The following is a 21,604-nucleotide window of genomic DNA, read 5'->3' on the forward strand; positions in this document are numbered from 1 at the left end:
CCTCCCGTTACGCTCTGCTGCCGACACTCGCATAGAATGCCTCAATCTGCGCTTCCTGGCGGCTCATGCCCTGTTCCTCAAACTGGGAGGACAGCTGCAGCATCCGCTTGTAATCTCCAGGAATAATCTTTTTGAACTTCGGCAGATACTCTTTAAAGTGATCCAGTACCTCCTGTCCCTTTTTGGAACCGGTATTGCGCACATGCACCTCGATCATGGCACGGAGCTCCTCCTGGTCAAACTTGGTCTCCACCTTCTCCATGAGTACCATTTCCTTGTTCAGGTTTTTATACAGACAGCTTTCTTCATCCAGTACATAAGCGATGCCGCCGCTCATACCTGCCGCAAAGTTTTTGCCGGTAGGTCCCAGTACAACCACATGACCACCAGTCATATACTCGCAGCCATGCTCTCCGACGCCTTCTACAACAGCAGTTGCACCGGAATTGCGGACGCAGAACCGTTCTCCTGCCACACCTGCGATATAAGCTTCCCCGCTTGTTGCGCCGTAAAGGGCAACGTTGCCGATAATAATATTTTCTTCCGGTTTAAATTTCGCTTTTTCCTGTGCAAAGACTGCCAGCTTGCCGCCGGAAAGTCCCTTGCCGAAATAGTCGTTGCTGTCACCGCACAGCGATAAGGTCAGACCTTTTGGCAAAAATGCACCGAAGCTCTGTCCGCCTGCGCCTTCACAGTGAATCGTGATGGTATCCTCGGGCAGTCCTTCCGGATGCTGTCTTGTGATCTCTGCGCCCAGAAGTGTGCCGAAGGTACGGTCGGTATTGGTCAGCTTCACGCTGCAGGAAATTCCTGTTCCTTCCGCAATGGCTGTCTTTACTTCTTTCTTCTTTAATAAAACGGATTCATCCTTTGTCTTGTCCAGTTTGAAATCATATGCACATGCAGGATCGAAAACACTGTCCTTTCTCTCCGCCTGTGCACCCTCGTACAGGATTCTGCTCAAATCGATCGTCGCTTTTCTTCCGGTCAGACCATCCTTTTTCTTTAACAGATCGGTACGCCCTACCATTTCATCTACCGTTCTGACACCGAGCTTTGCCATGTACTCCCGCAGCTGCTGCGCAATAAAGGTCATAAAGTTAATGACGTATTCCGGTTTTCCGGTAAAGCGCTTGCGCAGCTCCGGATTCTGGGTTGCGATACCCATCGGACAGGTGTCCAGGTTGCAGACACGCATCATGACGCAGCCAAGGGTTACCAGCGGAGCAGTTGCAAAACCAAATTCCTCTGCTCCCAGAAGCGCTGCCATCGCAACATCCCTGCCGCTCATGAGCTTACCGTCTGTCTCGATGACAACGCGGTTTCTCAGACCATTCTGCAATAGAGTCTGATGGGTTTCTGCCAGTCCCAGCTCCCACGGAAGTCCTGCATTATGGATAGAGCTGATGGGCGCAGCACCGGTACCGCCGTCATAACCGGAAATCAGGATTACCTGTGCACCAGCTTTTGCAACACCGGCTGCAACGGTTCCGACACCGGCTTCCGAAACCAGTTTAACGGAAATTCGTGCATATTTATTCGCATTTTTCAAGTCATAAATTAACTGTGCCAGATCCTCGATGGAATAAATATCATGATGAGGCGGAGGAGAAATCAGGCTCACACCGGGTGTGGAATGTCTTGTCTTTGCAATCCAGGGATACACCTTCTTGGCAGGAAGATGTCCGCCCTCGCCGGGTTTTGCCCCCTGGGCCATTTTGATCTGAATCTCTCTTGCACTGACCAGATACCGGCTCGTTACGCCGAAACGTCCGCTTGCCACCTGCTTGATCGCAGAGCTTCTGTCATGATCGGTTCCTGCGGATTCCAGACGCTCATCGCTCTCGCCGCCTTCACCGCTGTTGGATTTGCCGTGTAGTTTATTCATGGCGATCGCCAGCGCTTCATGCGCTTCCTCGGAAATCGAACCGTAAGACATCGCACCGGTCTTAAACCGCTTTACGATGGACTCTACGCTCTCTACTTCTTCAATCGGAACACCAGTCTCCGGGAAGTTGAAGTCCATCAGGCTGCGCAGATAACCGGTTTCCTCTTTATCCACCATCTTTGTATATTCGCAGAACTTTTCGTAGCTGCCATCCCTTGTCGCCTGCTGCAGCATATGGATCGTCTGGGGATTGTAACGGTGTTCCTCGCCCTGGCTGCGCATCTTATGTCTGCCCATGGAGGACAACGTCAGGTCTGTTGCCAGTCCCAGCGGATCAAACGCCTTGGAATGCTGCGCATCCGTCTGCGCTGCGATATCCTTTAAGGTAATACCGCCGATCCTGCTGACGGTTCCAGTAAAGTACGCATCGATGACCTCCTGCGAAATGCCGATCGCCTCGAAAATCTGGCTGCCCTGATAGGACTGAATCGTGGAAATGCCCATCTTGGACGCAATCTTTACGATGCCCTGCAAAATCGCATGGTCATAATCTTCTACTGCCGCATAATAATCTTTGTTCAGCAGACCGTCTTCTACCAGCTCTGCGATGGTGGAATGGGCCAGATACGGGTTGACCGCGCACGCACCGTAGCCTAACAGCGCCGCAAAATCGTGCACCTCCCTCGGCTCGCCGGATTCCAGGATAATGGACAGTGCCGTACATTTTTTCGTCTTGACCAGATGCTTGTGTACGGCGGAAACTGCCAGCAGCGACGGGATTGCAACATGGTTTTCATCCACACCGCGGTCGGAAAGGATCAGGATATTCGCACCCTCCCGGTACGCCTTATCCACCTGTACGAACAGATGCTCCAGCACGCGATCCATCGGTGTGCTCTTATAGAAAATGATCGGCACACAGACAACCTTAAAGCCGGGCTTTTTCATCGTGCGGATCTTCAACAGGTCGAGGTCTGTCAGGATCGGATTATTGATCTTCAGTACCTGACAGTTTTCCGGCTTCTCTTCCAGAAGATTTCCGTTCTTGCCGGCATATACGGTTGTGGAAGTGACGATTTTTTCCCGGACCGCATCGATCGGAGGGTTCGTTACCTGCGCGAACAGCTGCTTGAAATAATAAAACAACGGCTGATATTCTTTGGAAAGGACAGCCAGCGGTGTATCCACACCCATCGCGCCGATCCGTTCGGTTCCGTTTAACGCCATCGAGCAGATACCCTCCCGGTATTCCTCGTAGGTGTAACCAAACGCTTTCTGCAGACGCGCCCGTTCTTCTTTATTATAAGAAGGAATCCTTTCATTCGGAATTTTTAACTCATGCAGCGTAACCAGATTGGAATCCAGCCATTCGCCGTAAGGCTCCCGCTTCGCGTAGGTCTCCTTGATTTCTTCGTCTGTTAAAACTTCGCCCTTTACAGTATCCACCAGCAGCATTTTACCGGGATGCAGTCGCTCTTTTTTCAAAATATGCTCTGCGGGAATTTCCAGGACACCGACTTCAGAAGAAAGGATCAGTCTGTCATCGTCTGTAATATAATATCTGGAGGGACGCAGACCGTTTCTGTCCAGAACAGCGCCCATCAGGTCACCGTCCGAAAACAGGATGGAAGCAGGACCGTCCCAGGGCTCCATCATCGTCGCATAGTACTGATAGAAATCGCGTCCCTCCTGGGAAATCGTATCATTGTGGGCCCAGGGCTCCGGGATTGTAATCATGACCGCAAGCGGCAGCTCCATTCCGCTCATTACCAGAAATTCCAGTGTATTGTCCAGCATTGCGGAGTCCGATCCATTTGTATTGACTACAGGAAGCACCTTCGTTAAATCATCTGCCGAGAACCGCGGTGCACACATTGTTTCCTCCCGCGCCAGCATCTTATCCGCATTGCCCTTGATCGTATTGATCTCACCGTTATGCACAATAAACCGGTTCGGATGTGCACGCTCCCAGCTGGGATTCGTATTGGTCGAAAATCTGGAATGGACAATTGCAATCGCGGAATCATATTCTGCATCCTGCAGGTCCTTAAAGAAGGTTCTCAGCTGTCCCACCAGAAACATACCCTTATACACGATGGTCCGGCTCGATAAGGACGGCACATAGGTATTATCGTTACTCTGCTCAAATACGCGGCGTACCACATAGAGCTTTCTGTCAAAGTCCAGCCCTGCTGCAATATTTTCCGGCTTTTTGACAAAGCCCTGGCAAATGACAGGCATACATTCTCTTGCCTTATGTCCCAGCACCTCCGGTGCAGTCGGCACTTCTCTCCAGCCTAAAAACTTCATGCCTTCTTTTTCTACAATAATCTCAAACATCTTCTTCGCCTGGCTGCGCTTTAACTCGTTCTGCGGGAAAAAGAACATGCCGATTCCGTATTCTCTTTCGCCGCCGAGTTCGATGCCGATTTCCTGACATACTCTGGAAAAAAAGCGATGGGAAATCTGAGTCAGAATTCCGACGCCGTCTCCGGTTTTTCCCTCCGCGTCTTTTCCGGCGCGGTGTTCTAGCTGTTCTACAATTTTTAACGCATCTGCAACAATCTGGTGGTCTTTTCTGCCTTTGATATTAACAACAGCTCCGATGCCGCAGTTATCATGTTCAAAGCTCTGGCTGTAAAGTCCCTGCTGTACCTGATTTTCTCCCATGGTAGTCCTCCTTATTTAAACGGCGCTGTTGCCTGCCGCTTCATATGCTACTGCCGCTTTTACAAAGCCCTCAAACAGCGGGTGCGGCAGGTTCGGTCTGGATTTGAATTCCGGGTGTGCCTGTGTTGCAACGAAGAACGGATGCTCTTTTAATTCGATCATCTCCACGATTCTTCCGTCCGGAGATAGTCCGGAAAGTACCATGCCGTTTTTCGTCAGCACTTCCCGGTAATCATTGTTAACTTCATATCTGTGGCGGTGACGTTCGGAAATCTCTGTCTTTCCATACAGCTTATGGGCCAGTGTTTCCGGCTGCAGGACACAGGGATATGCGCCCAGTCTTAAAGTACCGCCAAGATTGGTAATTCCGTTTTGTTCCGGCATCAGTGCGATGACCGGATCAGGCGTTTCGGGATCGAGCTCAATGCTCGCCGCTTTGGAAAGTCCTGCTACGTTTCTTGCAAATTCAACTATCGCAAGCTGCATGCCAAGACACAATCCAAGATACGGAATTTTGTTGCGTCTTGCATAACCGATTGCAAGAATCTTTCCTTCCGTTCCTCTCTGTCCGAATCCGCCCGGTACCAAAATGCCGTCCACATCGTGCAGATATTCCTCCAGATTTTCCGGTGTCAGCTCTTCTGCATCGATCCAGCGGATGTTGACCTGTGCGCGGTTTGCGATGCCGCCGTGCTTTAAGGCTTCCGCTACGCTCAAATAAGCATCATGCAGAGCTACATATTTGCCAACCAGCGCGATGGTGACAGAACTGGTGGGATGATGCAGATCCTCCAGCATCTTTTTCCAGTCTTCCAGATTCGGCTCCGGGCAGGGCAGATTCAAACATTCACAGACCGCCTGAGCCAAATGCTCTTCTTCCATCATTATCGGCACTTCATAAAGGGACGGTGCATCCAGATTCTGCAAAACATGTTCCTTTTTCACGTTACAGAATAATCCGATCTTTTCTTTCATTTTTTCATCAATCGGATAATCCGAACGGCAAACCAGGATATCCGGCCAGATCCCCATACTCTGCAGCTGCTTGACGCTCATCTGGGTCGGCTTTGTTTTCATTTCACCGGATGCCTTTAAATATGGAATCAATGTAACCTGAATCAGGATGGCATTTTCCCGTCCCATCTCGTGCTGAAACTGACGGATCGCTTCCAAAAACGGCTGGCTTTCGATATCGCCGACTGTACCGCCGACTTCTATAATAGAAATGGTATCTTCCTCCGGGGACTTCTCCCGGTAAAATTTCGATTTGATTTCGTTTGTAATATGAGGAATGACCTGTACGGTACCGCCGCCGTAATCTCCATGACGTTCCTTGTGCAGAACCGACCAGTAAATTTTACCCGTTGTAACGTTGGAATTCTGATCCAGGCTTTCATCGATAAACCGTTCGTAATGTCCCAAATCCAGGTCTGTCTCCGTGCCATCATCTGTTACAAATACCTCTCCGTGCTGGATCGGATTCATCGTACCGGGATCCACATTGATATAGGGATCCAGCTTCTGCATGGTTACATGATATCCTCTCGCTTTGAGCAGCCGTCCCAACGAAGCTGCGGTAATTCCTTTTCCAAGACCGGACACAACGCCGCCGGTCACAAATACATATTTTACGCCCATGCTCTCCTCCTTGCTGCCCTGCAACAGCATTTCCTACTGTCAGTGTGCCGTTCATAAAAATACTTTGTTATCCATAAAAGATTGTGCCTCTTTCTGTAACATGGAACCCATGTTACACACAAAAGAATGTGCCTTGGCACATTCTCGCGCCGAGCGCAGTCGCTTGCGACATTTTTCATCTTCGCGCGAGTGCGCATCTCAGGCACGTCAGTGCCTCTTTCTGTAACATGGAACCCATGTTACAGAAAGAAAGGGGTCAGGAAACCTGCAATGCAAGTTTCCTGACCCCTTTGTCAGCCTACATCTTATGTACGACACTATTTTTCATGCAATGTAGTCTACCCTATCTTTTTTCATTTGTAAAGAGGTTTTTTAATTTTTCCAGTTCCCATGTAGCTTTCCGCAGGCAAATTTCATGCGCCGGGGTTCTCCCCAGCCGCGCCGCCTTCATGCACCAACAGCCTCCGATACGTTTTGTCCATCCCGATCGCTCCAATCGGCGCGGTCACGAGAATCGCAAGCACTGCAACCGAGAGCACAAGCTGTCCGCACGGCAGACCGAGACTCAGCGGAACCGACCCGATCGCCGCCTGTACGGTTGCTTTCGGCAGATAGGCGATCACACAGAACAGCCGCTCTTTTTTATTCAGCTGCGTCCCTGCCATGCACAAGAACACGCCTGCTGCACGAAACAGGAGCGCAATCCCGATCATCAAAAGCACACTCACACCAGCGCTTGCTGTATAACGGATATCGACCGCCGCGCCGACCAGCACAAACAGCACGACTTCCGCTGCCAGCCAGAGCTTGCCGAATTTTTCAGACAGGCGCTTCGAAACCTCCGGCACACATTTTGCCTTCAACATGCACGCCATGCTCACAACCGCCAAAAGCCCGGATACCGAAACGATTCCTTTCAGCCACGTTTCCACTGCCATCAGAAGAAACGACAGACCGAGCACCAGGATCACCTTCATGCTGTTTCGGACGCAGTGGGCACGGGCATATGCCGTTTCAAAAGCCCTCGCCAGCACATAACCTGCAGCGGCTCCCAGCACAACGCCGAGCCCGATCGAAATCGGAATCTGCACAAAGTCCGACGCCTTTGCGCTTCCTCCCTGCGCCATGCGCACAAATGTTGTAAACAGAACGATGACGAAAATATCGTCGCAGGATGCACCCGCCATAATCATCTGAGGGATGCTCTTTTGCGTCCCATAACTGTTTTCCATCAGCTGCACCATCCGCGGAATCACGACTGCCGGGGAAACCGCTCCAAGCACTGCACCCATCACGGCAGCCTCCACGCGCGTAATTCCAAGCACATACGGAGCAAATAAAAAGAACGCAAAGATTTCAAAGCTCGCTGGTACAAATGCCATCATCATAGCAGGGCGTCCGACTTTCTCTAAATCCGCAAGATTTAAGGACAGACCAGCTTTTAACAAAATAATAATCAGCGCCATCTGGCGAAGCTCCGACGAAATGCCCAGAATCGACGGATCCAGCAGATTCAGCACATACGGTCCGAGCACGATGCCCGTAAAGAGCATTCCAATAATCCTCGGAAGCCCTATCCGCTCACAGACCGCCGCCATGGCAAGACCTGCCAGAAAAATAAACGCAAGTGATGTTAACATATTTTCCTCTCATTTCTGCGCACGCTTTTTGCGCATACCGAGTTTGTGTCAAGTGTGCGCAGACACAAATCTCGCGATTGAAAAATTTTATTTTTCAATCTTTTCTCCTTTTCTATTCCCTGTGGGATGGACGCAACGAAACTGAAAGCCTCTTGCGCTGGTTTTTTTATTCGGCTGTGTGCTCTCCCGCTTTCCTGTAAAATAACAGAATACACGCTCTGCAAACATTCTACTGTCAAAAATCAAAAAAGCCAATGCCCTCTGCGATTTTGGCTGCATGCAAACATCTTTACGGATATTTACTGCCAGCCATCGATGCCCAAAGTCTGTCGCTTTCACATCTAAAATCACAGAAGCCATCAGCTTAAAATTCTTTCAAGCGGTTTCGCCATACGACGCGGGAGAACCTCATTCCCGGAAAGTATTATAACAACACTGCCCGGGTGTGTAAAGGGAAATTATTGAGTGAGCCCGCGCTGACGCGCTTTACCTTCTGCCACTTGACTGTCCCAAACTATAGAAATAAAATAATCTCAAGGCTTTTAAGTTCCCTGCGGACCATTTTCGCGCCTGCAGGAAAATCTGTACTCAGAATGGAGGTCTTCCTAAAATACTATGAAAAAAAGAGCAATCGAATCCCGCGTGGAACAGGTCTATCAGATCCGCCCGGAACATTTAAACGGTGCAGGACGGCTTTTCGGCGGCAGGCTGATGGAGTGGATTGACGAAGTCGCCGGGCTCGTCGGCATCCGTCATTCCCAGTGTAATGTCATCACCGCATCCGTCGATAACCTGAAATTCATCCGCGGCGTGTTTCAAAATGACCTTGTCGTTCTGGTCGGAACCCTCACCTGGGTCGGCAGCACTTCCATGGAAGTCCGGGTCGATACCTATGTGGAAAAACTTAACGGCACACGATATCCCGTAAACCGGGCTTACCTCACGCTCGTTGCCGTTGACGAAACCGGAAAACCGACCAAAGTTCCGGGACTTTTGATCGAATCCATCGGTCAGCAGGCGGAATGGGAAGCCGGGCAGAAAAGAAAAGAGCTTCGCATCCAACGAAATAAGGAAGGATTTTAATCCTTCCCTTTTTTCATCTCCTGTATCCGTTCATTCATCTCTTTCGCTTCCCGACGGTAATGCAGCAGAAAGAAAAACCAGATCAGAAATGCTGCTGCCAGCTGGGCAGCAATCATGCCGATTCCCTGCCAGAGCCCCGCTGACAGGTCGATCCAGCCGACCCAGCATGCGACCAGCGTATAAATCACGCAGCCGCTTCCCATATGGATTACAACACGGATCGGCATCGGCAGATTTTCTTTCCGGTAAACGACAGCCGGAACGCCAAAGCCCCAGCCGACCACCACACAACCGAGTACCATCTTTGTAAACTGATACCCTGAAAGGCTGAAATTTCCGCCATAATACAGGTCAAATAGCATTCCGACAAAACAGAAAATCCCAAGCGCAATCCCGGTGCTGATTCCTGCATATTTTGCTGCTTCTTTTACAATTGCTTTCATCCCCGATTCCTCCTACAGTCCCAGATATTTCTTAAATTCCGGCAAATATTTTCTGGATACATAATCCTTACAGCCGTTTTTCAGCTTCAGAAGAAGCGTTCCGTTAAAACCCGCTTCGATGCTGTCCAGATAGGAAAGATTGACCAGCGTGGATTTCGAAATCTGCATAAACTGCTTTCCAAGCTGTTTCTCCAGTTCATAGAGTCTCTTTCGGGAACGGTATTTTAAATGCTCCCCAAAAAGAATCGTATCCCCGACCTCCACACGCACCATATAGATATCCTCCGGCTGCAGAACGACGAGATTTTCCTCATTCTGCAGTGCCGTGATCGGCGTTTTCTGCCGACTGAGGATTTCCATAATCTTCTGAATTTCGTCCGTTATTTTATCCGCATAAATGACTGCATACGGAATCCGGTATTCCGGTGAAAGCTCAATGCTCACTTTCATGCCCAGATCTCCTTTCCTTTCGTTGACAAAAGCATACACGAAAACATGCGGTTTGTCTCAGAATCGGAGGTAAGTTGACAAAAAAGCTCCCTCAAATGCACCTATGGCTTTACTGCACAAATTTTCGTTTTTTAAAAAAAGGGGCTTGACAGTTTTATTATTTGTGAGTATGATACGTCACATAAAGCAAAGGCGCTTTGGAGAATCTTCTCCGAAGTGCCTTTTTTCGTTCTAAAGATATGTTCTGCATAATGAAACGTTTCGTCAGACAAAACACCGAAATGTACAATGCTTACCCTACAGTTGAAAGGAGATTTGATCTATGTCAAAAAGTATTCCTGAAATTTACGGCAGCCTGGTCTTTAACGACAAAGTGATGCGCGAAAAGCTCCCCAAGGATATTTACAAAGCGCTGCGTAAAACAATCGAAAATAACACCCATCTGGAACTGGATGTTGCCAATTCCGTTGCGGTTGCCATGAAGGAATGGGCCGTTGAGCACGGCGCTACCCATTATACGCACTGGTTCCAGCCCATGACCGGTTTCACTGCTGAAAAGCATGACAGCTTCATCAGTCCGGTCGGAGATGGTCAGATCATCATGGATTTCTCCGGAAAAGAGCTGGTAAAGGGTGAGCCGGATGCGTCCAGCTTCCCGTCCGGCGGTCTGCGCGCTACTTTTGAAGCAAGAGGTTATACGGCATGGGATCCTACTTCTCCCGCTTTTATTAAAGATGGAACCCTTTACATTCCTACCGCTTTCTGTTCTTACAGCGGCGAAGCACTGGATAAAAAGACTCCTCTGCTGCGTTCCATGGAAACTCTGAACACAGAGGCAGTCAGAATTCTGCAGCTGCTCGGAAACAAGGATGTTACAAGTGTTTCCACCACCATCGGTCCTGAGCAGGAATATTTCCTGGTTGACAAAGCTCTGTATGAGCAGAGAAAAGATCTGATCTTTACCGGCAGAACTCTGTTCGGCGCAATGTCTCCCAAAGGTCAGGAAATGGAAGATCATTATTTCGGCGCATTAAAGCCCCGCGTATCCGCATACATGCATGATCTGGATGAAGAGCTCTGGAAGCTTGGCATCCCTGCAAAGACAAAGCATAACGAAGTTGCTCCTGCCCAGCATGAGTTAGCTCCGATTTTCGACACGGCAAACGTTGCCGTCGATCACAATCAGCTGACGATGGAAGTCATGAAAAAAGTTGCTGACAAACACGGTCTGGTATGCCTGCTCCATGAAAAACCCTTCGACGGTATCAATGGTTCCGGTAAACACAACAACTGGTCCATGATTACAAATACTGGTGTAAACCTGCTGGAGCCCGGACGTACTCCTGCTGAAAACGCACAGTTCCTGATTTTCCTGATGGCTGTCATCAAAGCGGTTGACGATTATGCAGATCTGCTGCGTATCTCCGTTGCCAGCGCAGGAAATGATCATCGTCTCGGTGCAAATGAGGCGCCTCCGGCTATTATCTCCATCTTCCTTGGAGATGAGCTGACTGCTGTTCTGGATTCCATTGAAAATGATACTTTCTTTGGCAAGCATCCTCTTGTTCAGATGGATACCGGCGCAACTGTACTGCCTCATTTCTTTAAGGATAATACCGACAGAAACAGAACCTCACCCTTTGCATTTACCGGCAATAAATTTGAATTCAGAAGCCTTGGCTCTTCCAGCTCTGTGGCAGGTCCAAACATCATTTTAAATACAGCTGTTGCAGAAGCACTGCGTCAGTTCTACGGAGAATTAAAGGCCTTCCCCGAAGATCAGATGGATGAAGCAGTTCGCGCTCTGGTAAAGAGAGCGATCCTGAAGCACAAAAAGGTTATCTTTAACGGCAACGGCTATTCTGACGAATGGGTTCAGGAAGCTGAAAAGCGCGGTCTGTACAACTTAAAGTCCACTCCTGATGCGCTTCCTTATTTCATTCACGAGAAGAATATCGACCTGTTTACCAGCCATCACATCTTCTCCAAAGAAGAGATCTTCTCCAGATATGAAATTTTGCTGGAGACCTACAGCAAAACCATCCATATCGAAGCAAAGACCATGGAGGATATGGTTCGCCGCGATTTCCTGCCTGCCCTGATGACCTATACAGACGAGGTTGCAGCATCGATCTCCGCGAAAAAAGCAGTTCTTGCAACACTGCCCTGCACCGCACAGGAGAAACTGCTGACCACACTTTCCGGCTATTACGAAGCCATTTTTACCGCGGAAGAAAAGCTGGAAGCAGATCTTGCAACAGCAGAAGGCATGAGCGATCAGCCTGCCCTGTCCCTGTTCTATCACGAGACAATCCTGCCTGATATGGATGCAGTCCGCAGCGCTGTAGATGCTGCAGAAACCTATATTCCTGACAGCATCCTGCCTTACCCGAACTACGAGAAGTTGCTGTTTTCCGTTTAAAACAGCCGGAAGGGACACTTTAAAATGAGTTTTTTTGATCCGGAACAAGAGGATAAACTGAAAGAGGAATGCGGCGTCTTCGGGATTTATAATCCCGATGGCAGCGCCGCTGCTCCTTCTATCTACTACGGGCTTTCTGCTCTGCAGCACCGCGGACAGGAAGCCTGCGGTATTGCCGTCTGTAACACAAATGGCCCGAAAGGAAATATCACCTGGCACAAAGACATGGGGCTTGTCAGCGAGGTGTTTCATGAAAAATCCCTGGATTCCCTGAAGGGAAATATCGGCATCGGGCACGTCCGCTACTCCACGACCGGCGCAAGCATCGTGGAAAATGCGCAGCCCCTCGTCTTGAACTATTTAAAAGGCACGCTTGCGCTTGCTCATAACGGCAACATCACAAATGCATCCGAGCTTCGTCAGTCTCTTCAGGAGGGCGGCGCTATTTTCCGCTCTACGACAGACTCCGAGGTCATCGCCTGCGATATCGCACGGGAAAGAACTCGCACCTCCTGTGTGGAAGATGCAATTTTACAGACTGCACGCAAATTAAAGGGCGGTTACGCTCTTGTCATCATCAGCCCCAGAAAACTGATCGGCGTCCGAGATCCGCTCGGTTTAAAACCATTATGTCTGGGCAAACGTGGTGACAGCTACATTCTTGCATCGGAAAGCTGCGCCCTGACAGCTGTAGACGCAGAATTTGTACGTGATATTCTTCCCGGCGAGATCGTTACCATTACCGAAAATGGGATCAAATCCGATTCCCGTCTCATCGAGGAAAGTAAAGCTGCACAGATTCCTCATGCACATTGTATTTTCGAATACATCTATTTTGCCCGTCTGGATTCCACGATGGACAATGTAAACATATATGATGCCAGAATCCGCGCCGGAAAAGCGCTTGCTGCTTCCTACCCGGTTGAGGCGGATCTTGTTACCGGAGTCCCGGATTCCGGTCTGGCTGCAGCAATGGGCTATGCGCAGGCCTGCGGTCTGCCCTTCGCCCTTGCGTTTCACAAAAACAGCTATGTGGGAAGAACTTTCATCAAACCCACCCAAAAGGAGCGGGAGTCCGCTGTTCACCTGAAACTGAGCGTACTCTCCAGCGTCGTCAAAGGCAAACGTCTTGTCCTGATTGACGATTCTATCGTCCGCGGCACGACAATGGCCAGCCTGATCCGTATGTTAAAGGATGCCGGCGCAACGGAGGTGCATGTACGTATCAGCTCCCCTCCTTTTCTTTTCCCCTGTTACTACGGAACCGACGTTCCCAGCAACGATCAATTGATCGCGTCCTCCCACACTGCTGCCGAAATCTGCGCCTCTATCGGCGCAGACTCCCTCGGTTACATGAAGCTGGAGGACTTGAAGCAGATGACCGGGGATCTTCCACTTTGCAAAGCATGCTTTGACAGTCACTACCCTGTATAACTCTCCCCCTGACTGTCAAATGCATACTTTATATATCTGTACCGGAACTGCACCGGTATGGAAAATACCAGCCCGCAGAAATTCTGCGGGCTGGTGTTATGTACAATAAAAACGTCCCGTAAAAATTCTTTACTTATCAACAAAACGACAGTTTTTGAAAGCCTTCCTGTTGTGCTTCCAGCTCCGCAAACAGGTTCCAGACCTGTCTGGTACTTTTCCTTGCCTCTCTCTTTCTCGCCTGATTATAATACATTTTTTCTTTATTGCTTCTCTGCGGAAGCAAATGATAATCCTGTTCCATAATCTTTTTAGCACGGTCATGACCGGCAATATATTTCAGATATTTCGCAGGATGACTATTTTCTCCTGCATCCACCTGTCTGTGATACCTGGCTTTTTTTGCCTGCTCCATTGTCATCTTTTTCCCGCCAAACGGACAGTGGAACAGCTTGTAACACTGCTTCCGGTCAAAAAATACTATTTTCCATGCAGCCATATCCGTAAGTACATATAAAATATCTCCGTCATACTCAATACTCATATGATGCTCTTTTGCCTGACGCTCAATATTCCACGCAGCTTTCCGGTAAGCTTCCGGATAAGATGCTGTTCTCTCTTTTCCTACAAGCAAAGCTATTATCTTCTCAAGCTGCCCTGTCTCTTCTTTCCCATCATATCCGCTGCATTGTATCAGATTCGTCCGTCCTATCGTCTCATCCCAAATTTTCTTATACAGCCTGAAATGCTGCTTTGCTGGATCAAACCGGATTTCCCAACAATAATTTTTCGCCTGGATTTTGATCTGATTTTCTTCCAGCTTCGCTAATCCGTCAATCTCTTCAAGAATCTTTTTCATCGCCGGTTCGTAGTCCCTGTACATTTTGCTGAGCTTACAGCAACATTTACAGGGAGATAATTTTCCAGCTGTTTTCTTCTGTAGCTCCACTAATGTCAGATATCCTTCCTTGATACGATTCAAATACTGACATCCCGGTCTGTGATATATTTTTGACTTACTGCTCATCTGCACGATCATACTCATCTTCTCTCTTTCTGTCCCTGTCTGGAACAATTCCAGCATAACAGATAATGTGTCCAAAAAAACGGACTTGCTCTTTGGATTTTCAAGCGTCACTTGTAAAAGTTAATTCCACTTTGTAAGGGTAACTTCCACCTTGTAGGACTAACTTCCACGGGGTGGAAGTTTTTTCTTACAAAAATGGTGGTATTTATGTCAAAAAGCATCTATAATAAACCAAAAGCCGGAAAAATGCGCATCAAAATGAGAAGTCGAATTCACGTGGTCCTGGTAAGAGTTAGTGAATTCCACCCCTTAAGGTAACGATAGGAAACTCATCCAACTGCGTAGGACTCCGGCCTTTTGATTGTTTATAAGGAAATTTCTGCAGATGCAGAAATCTTTATCCTTACTTCGCCGGGGTACTTTTTATCTGATGAAATTAGCTGTGTCAAGGCCAAAGCTTTAAAAAGGTGCCTGCGGCAGCCTTGACACAGTTAATTCTCATCAGAATTGTATTAATCAAGCGAAGTAAGGATAGAAGTGTGCAATGCACACAGATAAAGAGAGTGCTTCTTTCTTTATTTGTGTTTCAATAATTCCGGTTTCAGAATGATTTCATTTGCAGGTATTTTGTGAATACCGAGTAAGTCTAATATTTCCTTGCCATAGTAGAATTCAAACATTTCATAAGGTGATTTATCACCAAGTTCAGGTCTTCCATAGGAATTGATGTGATCCATCATGAGATTGATTTCCGCCTGAGCGTACTGCCCAAGATCCGTGAATTTTGGAATGATTCTTCTTATGAATTCATGGTTATTTTCACAAGCTCCCTTCTGACCGGGAGAAGAGGGATCACAATAAAATACCCGAGACCTTATCACACCATCTGAGTCAACTTCAATACCGAAAGGATCTGAAAACTCGGTTCCGTTGTCGGCCAGACATAGGGGGAATAGTTTGGTGAAGTTATCAAACCCAAGTAATTCGTATAGATGATCAAATATGTCAGTCACAGATTTAGAGTCATTTGCTTCCCGCAAAAATGCCAGTTGAAGCTTTGGAAGTACAAAGTGAATGGTGAGTAATACAGAACCGCCCTTTATCCCTTCTACAGAATCAAGTTCAGTAACAGGGAGCGAAGGATTGTTCATTCTGTAAAGCTTATAATCATCATAGGTTCTGCCTATTCTGCAGGATTTATCAACTTTGAGAGGGACTGACTTTTTCTTTCTGGGCTTAAATCGGACCTTTCTGGGCATGTCTATGTTTCTGGCAGAAAAAAGACCACTATCGGCATAAATATAAGCGGTTTTTTCACAGCAGGAAATCTTGTCCTGATTGTTAGCAAGTATGTGATGGATAGATTGACCGTTTTTGAGTAAAGGACTTATTACGGAATCAAGCTGTTTCAATTCATCTTCGCAGAGATTAAAGCCTGAACGTGATTCGCTGCGCACCAATTCATACTCTTTTTGCGCGGAAAGAGCTTTATAGAATCTTTTCTCAAGGGTGCAGCTGTTTAACAGATCACAACCATTACATACGTAGGGAGCCTTGGATAGTTTGGGACATTCCTCTTTGGAGTAGTCCGAACAGGAGGTTGTACAATGCCCACAGGCACTGCATTTGTTACGGTTTTTATGACGTTCGCAGGCAAGGCATATATCGCCGTAATGGAAACAGTGCTTTCTGTTCAGGCAGTCGTTAAAAGGTCTATAAGGAGCACCTTTCTTTTCAAATATGATATGAGCTTTCACTTCTTTGGATACAGTGGTACAGTCCTTAAGAATCTGTTTGCCAATGGCTTTAAAACTCATATTTTTATTAAGAGAATGCTCAATTACGTATCTTTCATCAAAAACTAAATGTTTATTCTTATTCATATGTTTCTCCAGTTCCGGCCGGAGCTTAGAGATGGACGAATAAGAATAAGATAGCATTAAGAATAAGTAACTTCCACACCTGATGTTTGGAGGTAGTAAGTTCCACATCGAATTAGATAGGGGTGGAAGTAAGTTTTACAAATGAGTTTGGATTTTCAAGTTTATAAATTTTTCATTTTTTCCTTGACACGTTCTTAGCACGGTGCTATACTGCCAACATAGCAAAGGTGCTACGACAAAACGTCGCAGCACCTTTTTTTTATCCGACATTCCAACTCAATTTCGCATGCGGTCGGATAAACATACTTCGGGTCTTGGGCAAACCGGATTGTCTGAGATCCACCTGAAACGATGCAATGGGGCTTCGAAACACAGAAAATCCCTGGCATCGTTTTTTTTATACCACAAAATGAGGAGGAACTATTATGACAGAAGAAATCTTAAGCGTTTTAAACGGCGAAGTATTCGGTGTCTGGTTTCTGATCGGCGCTGCGCTGGTATTCTGGATGCAGGCCGGATTCGCAATGGTGGAAACCGGCTTTACAAGAGCAAAGAATGCCGGCAATATCCTGATGAAGAACCTGATGGACTTCTGTATCGGTACCGTTGTTTTCATTCTGATCGGCTTCAGCCTTCTGCTCGGAGAAGACATGGCCGGCATCATCGGAAAACCCGGATTTGACATTTTTACCGATTATGCAAATTTTGACTGGTCAAACTTCGTATTCAACCTTGTGTTCTGTGCAACAACCGCTACCATCGTATCCGGTGCAATGGCAGAACGTACAAAGTTCATTTCCTACTGTGTGTACTCCGGAGTCATTTCCGCAGTCATTTATCCGATCGAAGCACACTGGACATGGGGCGGCGGCTGGCTTTCCCAGATCGGCTTCCACGATTTCGCAGGTTCCAACTGCATCCACATGGTCGGCGGTATTTCCGCTCTGATCGGTGCAGCAATGCTTGGTCCCCGTATCGGTAAGTTTGTAAAGGATAAGGCAGGCAAAGTAACAAAGGTAAACGCATTTCCCGGACATAACCTTCCGATCGGTGCATTGGGCGTTTTCATTCTGTGGCTTGGCTGGTACGGTTTCAACGGTGCTGCTGCAACCTCCGTTGAAGAGCTCGGCTCCATCTTTGTTACTACAACCATCGCCCCCGCCATTGCAACCGTTGTTACCATGATCCTGACCTGGGTAAAATATGGCAAGCCTGATGTTTCGATGTGCTTAAATGCTTCCCTTGCCGGTCTGGTTGCCATTACCGCAGGCTGTGATGTTGTAGATGCTTTTGGTTCCATCGTGATCGGCGCAGTTGCCGGTGTTCTGGTTGTCTTTGGCGTATGGTTTCTGGATTACAAGCTCCATGTGGATGATCCTGTCGGAGCAGTTGCAGTACACTGCTTAAACGGTATCTGGGGCACAGTTGCAGTCGGATTTTTCGCTACTCCTTCCGCTCCTGCCTTTGCAAGAGGCTTCGGTGATGGTATAAGCTTCGGCGCAAACCAGATCGCAGGTGCAGGTCTCTTCTACGGCGGCGGCTTCAAACAGCTTGGTTTACAGCTCCTTGGCATGTTCGCTACCATCGCATGGACTGCTGTAACCATCACGATCACATTTATTATTATCAAAAAGCTCTTCGGTCTTCGTGTTTCCGAAGAAGAGGAAATTATTGGTCTTGATGCAAAAGAACATGGTCTTCCGTCCGCATATGCCGGCTTCTCCATCATGGATATCTCCAACACTATGACAATGGATGTCAACGAAAATACCGATCTCGGTGTTTCGGATTACGACAAGGCTTCCGAGTTCCAGAAGGATGCAGCTGTCAAGGTTGTGGAAGCTCCGATCACCGCTTCTGCAAGCGGCATTTACAAGGTTGTCATCATTGCAAAGCTGTCTCGCTTCGAAGCACTGAAGACTGCATTAAACGACCTTGGTGTAACCGGTATGACCATGACACAGGTAATGGGCTGCGGCATCCAGAAGGGTGCAGGCGAAATGTACCGTGGTGCAGAAATCGATGCAACCCTGCTGCCTAAGGTAAAGATCGAGGTTGTCGTCAGCAAGATCCCTGTTGATTCCGTCATTGCAACTGCAAAGAAGGTACTCTTTACCGGTCACATCGGCGATGGCAAGATTTTTGTATACAATGTTGACAGAGTCGTAAAGGTCCGCACCGGCGAAGAAAATACCGCTGCACTGCAGGATGTAGAATGATAACACAGCAAAACAATCCATAAACACGGCAGCATGTCGTATAAAAAATCCCGGTCTCCTGTTCCAAACAACAGGAGGCCGGGATTTTTAATTCATGACAACAGCATGCTCGCAGAGCGTGCATTCTATTGTTTCATCATTCATCTCGTAACTATAAGACTCCAGAAAATCACATTCCTTTTCCTCTTTTTCTGACATTTTCTACACAGACTTTTCCCTTCTCCTATGCTATAGTCAGCGTAAATAGCCTTTAACGCTCTTGGGGGAATATCACAATCCGGGAAAACACCGCACGCTGCGATCTGTTTTCCCTATAAAAAGGAGGACTTACCAATGACAAAAGAATATCCCTGGATGCTCGGCCCTTTTGAAAAGGCTGCCGAAGCCAATCCCTGTCTGGTTCCCAATACAGTATCCCGTTTTTTCTGCCCGGTTCAGGAAAAGGAACTCGGCTGGGAAGCAAAGGATGTATTTAATCCTGCTGCCGTTGTAAAGGATGACCGCGTTTACCTGCTTTACCGCGCAGAAGATCACGAGGGAAAATATGCAGGAACCTCTCGCATCGGTCTGGCAGTCAGCGACGACGGGCTGCATTTTACCACCATGCCGGAGCCCGTCCTGTATCCCGAAAAGGACGAATTTTCCGTCTATGAATGGGAGGGCGGCTGCGAGGATCCCCGTATTGTAGAAACAAAGGACGGAAGATATTTTCTCTACTATACTTCCTATAACGGAAAGGTTGCACTGCTTTGCTGCGCAGAAAGCACCGATCTCGTCCACTGGAAAAAGCACGGACCGATCTTCAAGGATGCAATGAATGGGAAATATAAAAACCTCTGGTCAAAATCCGGCGCAGTTGTCTGCAGGCAGGAGGGTGATCACTTTTATCCGGTCAAGCTCAAGGAAACCTACTGGATGTACTGGGGAGAAAGCGACATTTATGCTGCCACCTCCGATGATCTGATCCACTGGACACCGGTGGAATTTCTTGCAGATGGTGCAGACCCGTCCCATTCCTTCAGTCAGCACGATTCCCGCTGCAAAGATAACGATGAAGTTGCAAGAGTCCTGCTTCCCATCATCCGCCCCAGAGTCGGCAACTATGATGAATTTCTGTGCGAGCCGGGCCCTCAGGCAATCCTGACAGATGCCGGTATCGTTTTAATCTACAACGGCAAGGGTGACAACCCGGAACGTCTCGGGGGACATGACACTATGTATCAGGGCGGTCAGCTCCTGATCGATCCCGAAAATCCGACCTGTCTGATCGCACGCACCACCCGTCCCTTCATCAGCCCGTCTGAAGCCTTTGAGCTGGAAGGACAGGTCATGCCGACCTGCTTTTTGGAGGGTCTTGTCAGCTTCCACGGACGCTATTACATGTACTACGGCACTGCGGACTCCAAGGTAGCCATTGCATCTGCGCCGCAGAAGTAAGGCAGACCCTGCAAACGTGGCGGGGATGTGCATAGCTTCTGCAGCCTACGCAGACGTCTCATTTTTCATAGAAATTCCGATTAACCTAAAGGCGCTGTGCAACCGGAGATTATCTCTCACTTCCGTTACACAGCGCTTTCTTCAAAACGTTCTCCAATATCCATTTTCTCTATGACATCACAATATATCGCCACTACTGTCCTGTTGGCCCACTTTCTCCGTTTCTCTCCTACAGCAATTTTTCATAGAATCCCACGATTTCTTTTGCAATCTCCACATCCCGCAGCACATGCCCTGTTTCGATCGAATGATTTCCTCCTGCATAAGCGTGATGCTCGATTCCATGCTTCCTGCAAAAATCTGCCAGCAGTTCCGGCTCCATCCACTGATCCGCTGTGCCGGAAAAGACGATCTGGGACGAACCCATTTTTGTGCCGTTTTTTGCTTCGGTCAGATATTTAAGCGTCGGCTCAATCGGCGTGAGGAAAAGGTTGACGATCTGCACACATCCGCCTGTTTCTGCCAATCTTCGGGTCAGGAAGCCCGCCGCCACGGTTCCTACACTTTTTGAAACAAACGCAATTTTATCATATTTTTCCCAATCCACATGTTTCGCCCATGCTTCTGCGCAGGCGCAAACTGTTTTGGCAGTCTCTTTTAAATTATCAAACGGATGCTCCGGCATCCGGCTATATTCCAGTTCCAGAACTTCGTAGCCCTTTTCCTGTCCCATCCGTTTCGCATAATATAAAAGCGGACGCGCAGTCGAATATCCGATGCCCGGAAACAACACCAGTAATTTTTTCATTTTCTTTCCACCTGCCCGATCGTGTCCCGATACCAGACGCTAAACCGCTTTTCCACATCTTCCATTCCTGCAAAGGAGCAATCCGGCACGGTCTTTAACTGCTTCCAGCCATCCCCGAGTTCTTCCGCCATCAGCTCCCTAAACTCCCAGGAAAGCATCGCATCATCAATCTCAAAAACCTGTCCGCGTTCCTCTTCGCTCAAAACCCGTCCCGGAATAAAAAACGCCCACAGACGATCCTGAAGCAGCGCTTCCACTTTTAGATAATAGTCCAGGTCTTTTTTTACCGGTCTGGTCACATCCGACAGATATGCCTCACTCGCATCGTGCAAAAGACAGCCAAGCTGCACCCTTGCCGAATATCCGCGTGCCTTCGCCTCCTCCGCACATGCGATGCTGTGCTGCGCCACGGAATAAAAATGTTTCATGTGTCCGTTGCCGCGGCACAAAAGCGACAGCGCATGGGAAATATCCGTTAAATCAAATAACCCCGGCTCCGGTTGTATCGGGTCAAAATGTTTTCCGGTGTAGGTTGTAATGTAGCTCATTTGTCAGTTCTCCTTCT

General features: G+C 48.2%; 14 protein-coding genes and 1 riboswitch. Of the genes, 5 read left to right on the top strand and 9 right to left on the bottom strand.

Annotated elements, in window-relative coordinates; translation table 11 throughout:
* Positions 1–7: 7 nt before the first annotated feature.
* From gltB to ACLTOQ_RS12170, 3 genes are all read right to left on the bottom strand, one after another.
* Positions 8–4,558 carry a glutamate synthase large subunit gene (gene gltB / locus ACLTOQ_RS12160; RefSeq protein ID WP_412319544.1) on the bottom strand — a complete coding sequence of 1,517 codons (4,551 nt, stop codon included), beginning with the start codon at positions 4,556–4,558 and terminating at the stop codon, positions 8–10.
* A gap of 15 nt (positions 4,559–4,573) precedes the next feature.
* Entirely contained in the window at positions 4,574–6,196 is a 1,623-nt protein-coding gene (locus ACLTOQ_RS12165; protein ID WP_412319545.1) for a CTP synthase, read from the bottom strand.
* A gap of 413 nt (positions 6,197–6,609) precedes the next feature.
* Positions 6,610–7,836: a cation:proton antiporter gene (locus ACLTOQ_RS12170; RefSeq protein ID WP_412319547.1), complete on the bottom strand. Its 1,227-nt coding sequence runs from the start codon at positions 7,834–7,836 to the stop codon at positions 6,610–6,612.
* 343 nt (positions 7,837–8,179) lie between these two features.
* A riboswitch (Fluoride riboswitch) is annotated at positions 8,180–8,261 on the bottom strand.
* Positions 8,262–8,451: 190 nt separating this feature from the next.
* On the opposite strand from ACLTOQ_RS12170, the gene ACLTOQ_RS12175 reads away from it, so the two are divergent.
* Positions 8,452–8,919, top strand: coding sequence for an acyl-CoA thioesterase (locus tag ACLTOQ_RS12175; protein ID WP_021914463.1), 468 nt, complete (start codon positions 8,452–8,454; stop codon positions 8,917–8,919).
* On the opposite strand, the gene ACLTOQ_RS12180 is transcribed toward ACLTOQ_RS12175, so the two are convergent.
* Both ACLTOQ_RS12180 and ACLTOQ_RS12185 read right to left on the bottom strand, forming a co-directional pair.
* Positions 8,916–9,362 carry a DUF3021 domain-containing protein gene (locus tag ACLTOQ_RS12180; RefSeq protein WP_412319548.1) on the bottom strand — a complete coding sequence of 149 codons (447 nt, stop codon included), beginning with the start codon at positions 9,360–9,362 and terminating at the stop codon, positions 8,916–8,918. The genes ACLTOQ_RS12175 and ACLTOQ_RS12180 overlap by 4 nt on opposite strands.
* A gap of 12 nt (positions 9,363–9,374) precedes the next feature.
* The gene (locus ACLTOQ_RS12185; RefSeq protein ID WP_412319549.1) at positions 9,375–9,812 is read right to left on the bottom strand and encodes a LytTR family DNA-binding domain-containing protein; all 438 of its coding nucleotides are present in this window, start codon (positions 9,810–9,812) and stop codon (positions 9,375–9,377) included.
* A gap of 322 nt (positions 9,813–10,134) precedes the next feature.
* On the opposite strand from ACLTOQ_RS12185, the gene ACLTOQ_RS12190 reads away from it, so the two are divergent.
* The gene (locus tag ACLTOQ_RS12190; protein ID WP_412319550.1) at positions 10,135–12,234 is read left to right on the top strand and encodes a glutamine synthetase III; all 2,100 of its coding nucleotides are present in this window, start codon (positions 10,135–10,137) and stop codon (positions 12,232–12,234) included.
* A 24-nt stretch (positions 12,235–12,258) separates the two neighbouring features.
* Positions 12,259–13,668: an amidophosphoribosyltransferase gene (gene purF / locus ACLTOQ_RS12195; RefSeq protein WP_412319551.1), complete on the top strand. Its 1,410-nt coding sequence runs from the start codon at positions 12,259–12,261 to the stop codon at positions 13,666–13,668.
* A gap of 136 nt (positions 13,669–13,804) precedes the next feature.
* On the opposite strand, the gene ACLTOQ_RS12200 is transcribed toward purF, so the two are convergent.
* Positions 13,805–14,767 (bottom strand): hypothetical protein, encoded by a 963-nt coding sequence (locus tag ACLTOQ_RS12200; RefSeq protein WP_412319552.1) that lies wholly within the window; start codon positions 14,765–14,767, stop codon positions 13,805–13,807.
* A 500-nt stretch (positions 14,768–15,267) separates the two neighbouring features.
* Positions 15,268–16,575 carry an IS30 family transposase gene (locus tag ACLTOQ_RS12205; protein WP_412319097.1) on the bottom strand — a complete coding sequence of 436 codons (1,308 nt, stop codon included), beginning with the start codon at positions 16,573–16,575 and terminating at the stop codon, positions 15,268–15,270.
* 425 nt (positions 16,576–17,000) lie between these two features.
* On the opposite strand from ACLTOQ_RS12205, the gene ACLTOQ_RS12210 reads away from it, so the two are divergent.
* Positions 17,001–18,794 (top strand): ammonium transporter, encoded by a 1,794-nt coding sequence (locus tag ACLTOQ_RS12210; RefSeq protein ID WP_412319553.1) that lies wholly within the window; start codon positions 17,001–17,003, stop codon positions 18,792–18,794.
* 333 nt (positions 18,795–19,127) lie between these two features.
* A complete protein-coding gene (locus ACLTOQ_RS12215; protein ID WP_412319554.1) occupies positions 19,128–20,231 on the top strand; it encodes a glycoside hydrolase family 130 protein in 1,104 nt (367 codons plus the stop codon).
* Positions 20,232–20,460: 229 nt separating this feature from the next.
* On the opposite strand, the gene ACLTOQ_RS12220 is transcribed toward ACLTOQ_RS12215, so the two are convergent.
* Both ACLTOQ_RS12220 and ACLTOQ_RS12225 read right to left on the bottom strand, forming a co-directional pair.
* A complete protein-coding gene (locus ACLTOQ_RS12220) occupies positions 20,461–21,039 on the bottom strand; it encodes a hypothetical protein (RefSeq protein WP_412319555.1) in 579 nt (192 codons plus the stop codon).
* Positions 21,036–21,587, bottom strand: coding sequence for an HD domain-containing protein (locus tag ACLTOQ_RS12225; protein WP_117962785.1), 552 nt, complete (start codon positions 21,585–21,587; stop codon positions 21,036–21,038). The genes ACLTOQ_RS12220 and ACLTOQ_RS12225 overlap by 4 nt, the downstream gene beginning before the upstream one ends.
* Between the last annotated feature and the right edge of the window lie 17 nt (positions 21,588–21,604).

Source organism: Gallintestinimicrobium sp. (assembly GCF_046968865.1).
In the GTDB taxonomy this organism is placed as follows: domain Bacteria; phylum Bacillota; class Clostridia; order Lachnospirales; family Lachnospiraceae; genus Gallintestinimicrobium; species Gallintestinimicrobium propionicum.